A 2,262-nucleotide genomic window follows, 5' to 3' on the forward strand; every position below is an offset into this window, starting at 1 on the left:
GCCCGGACGGCGCCGTGCAGCCGCTCCATCACCTCCGGGGGCAGCGAGTCCGCCAGGTCGACGGCGGCGCCGGCCCGGTCGTCGGTGCCGCGCGCCTCGCGCTTCTCCTGCTCGGTCAGCGCGGAGGTGCGCAGCGCGAGGATCTCGTCGATCTCGGTGCCGTCGTACAGCGCGCCGGGGCTCTCCGGGGCGACCTGCGGGTGGTCCTCCAGGATGATCGGCGAGGAGAGCACCACGTCGGCGCGGCCGTCGTCGCCGGCGAGCACCGGCCAGGTGCGCAGGTTCCGGCATTCGGCGACGGCGTCCTTCGCCCACTCGGGCGGGTCGGTCATCGAGACGAAGGAGCCGCTGTCCAGGCCGAGCAGCAGGTGCGCGGAGACCAGCGCGTGCGGCAGGGCCTGTTCGCGGCCGTCGCCGGGCCCGGCCGTCCAGGCGGTGGTGTTCTCCACGACGGCGCGCAGCCGGTAGGCGGCGTAGGGGCCGGGCAGCGGCTGCAGCCGGACCCGCAGCACCCCGTCGACCTGGGCGCAGCGGCGGACGGTGCGGCCGACGGTGCGCTCGCCGTCGCGGACGGCCTCGATCTCGGTGCGGGCCGGGCAGTGGACGGGCACCAGGACCTCGCCGGCGAGCAGCTCGTCGACGGTGGCGGACATCTCCACGCGTTCCTCGGCGCCCTCGTCCCAGGCGGTGAGCACCCGGTCGGAGAGTTCCAGCGCCTCGGTGTCCTCGTGGCCGCCGTCCTCGCGCAGCCGCTGCACGGTGCGGCGCTGGACGCGCAGGAAGCGAAGTTCGGCCGTCAGGGTGGCGCCGCGGCGCGGCTCCACGAGCAGTTCGGTGTGCTGGTCCGGGTGCTCGCCGGCACCCTCGCCGTAGCCCGGCGGCACCAGCACGCCGAACTGCCAGCGCAGCCGGTTCTTCGCGGAGGACGCCCGGTACGGGTAGAGCACGTAGCCCTCGAACAGTACGGCGTCGGCGATCTGCCGGGCGCCGGCGAACCGCTCGGCGGCGGGGCGGACGGCGGTCATCGCACACCCTCCCGGGCCAGGGCGGGCTCCTCGGCGGGTCCGCGGGCGGGAGCCGGCCCGTCGGCGGCCGCCAGCAGCGCGCGCACGGTGGCCTCCCAGGAGGGCAGGCCGTGCCGGGAGCGGTAGGCGAGCAGCTCGTCCATGGCGTCCTTGGGCAGCCGCAGCCAGCCGCAGCCGGGGAAGTGCTGCTCCATCATCTCCCGCCACACCCGCACCGGGAGCTTCACCCGGGTCTCCTTGTGCCAGGGCACGGGCTGCACGCCGAAGCCGTCCTCGCCGGTGAAGACCGTGCCGGAGAACAGCATCAGCAGCGGCACGTCGCCGTCCTCCAGCGAGGCGAGGTAGCGGGTCGCGGCGATGTCCAGGTCGTAGGTGCACGGCACGGGCAGCTCCACGTCGGTGCTGCCGGTGAAGCCCGGCACCAGCAGCGGGACCTGCGCGAACTGGACGGGGTTGAGGCTGGTGCCCCAGCGGGACCGTTCGCCGAACAGGTCGGCGAGCCGCTCGGCCTCGCCGTCGCCGTAGCCGCGCCGGGCCGGCTCGATGCGCAGTTGGCAGCGGAGCGCCAGGGCGTGCACCCGGGCGCCGGCGGAGCCGATCCGCAGCCGGAAGAGCAGGGTCGGCCCGGCGGCGTACCGGTCGCCCTGCACCCCGGTGCAGTCGAAGGTCAGGTCACAGGTCGTCACGCGGTGTCCTCGGTCAGGGGCCGGGCGAGGCCGGCGAGGCGGTCGAAGAAGCCCTCCAGCTCGGCGCGGGCGGTCTGGCCGCCGTCGAAGCCCTGCCAGTGCAGCCGCATCCGCCCGACCAGCTCGTAGCAGGCGTCGACCGGCACCAGGTGGCAGGTCGTCACGCCGCCCGCGCGGCGCAGCAGCAGCGCCTCGACGTCCGGTTCCAGCAGGGCCGCGAGCCGGGTGCGGTCGAGCACGGTCTGCCAGGTGCTCGGGTCGAGCTCGCTCTCGGCGGGGCCGGCGGGGCTGGGGTAGAGCGCGACCAGCCGGTCCAGTGCGGAGTTGCGGAGGAAGAAGACGGTGGAGACCGGGATCTGCAGCGCCTCCCAGTCCGCGTCGTCCACGCCGTGTGCCGGGTCGACCAGGTAGCGGCGGGGCACGCCGCGGTAGCGGCCGCCGGCCGCCCCCGGGCGGTCGAAGAGCATGGCGCACGCCGGGCAGGCGCAGGAGCCGGGGTCATCAGCTCGGTGGTGACGACCTCCTCGACCGGCCCGGCCGCCACGCACCCG

At 75.6% G+C, this 2,262-nt stretch carries 3 protein-coding genes; all 3 read right to left on the bottom strand.

Annotation, left to right across the window (positions count from 1 at the left end; genetic code table 11):
- On the bottom strand, window positions 1-1,025 hold a 1,025-nt coding region (locus ABZ641_RS33840), incomplete at its 3' end, for a hypothetical protein (RefSeq protein ID WP_359988115.1).
- Window positions 1,022-1,711 (bottom strand): DUF6084 family protein, encoded by a 690-nt coding sequence (locus ABZ641_RS33845; protein ID WP_359988117.1) that lies wholly within the window; start codon window positions 1,709-1,711, stop codon window positions 1,022-1,024. The genes ABZ641_RS33840 and ABZ641_RS33845, both read right to left, overlap by 4 nt.
- Window positions 1,708-2,259, bottom strand: coding sequence for a DUF5947 family protein (locus ABZ641_RS33850; protein ID WP_359988119.1), 552 nt, complete (start codon window positions 2,257-2,259; stop codon window positions 1,708-1,710). Before ABZ641_RS33850 ends, ABZ641_RS33845 begins: the two co-directional genes overlap by 4 nt.
- Between the last annotated feature and the right edge of the window lie 3 nt (window positions 2,260-2,262).

The sequence above is a fragment of the Kitasatospora sp. NPDC007106 genome, from assembly GCF_040634455.1.
Lineage (GTDB): Bacteria > Actinomycetota > Actinomycetes > Streptomycetales > Streptomycetaceae > Kitasatospora > Kitasatospora arboriphila.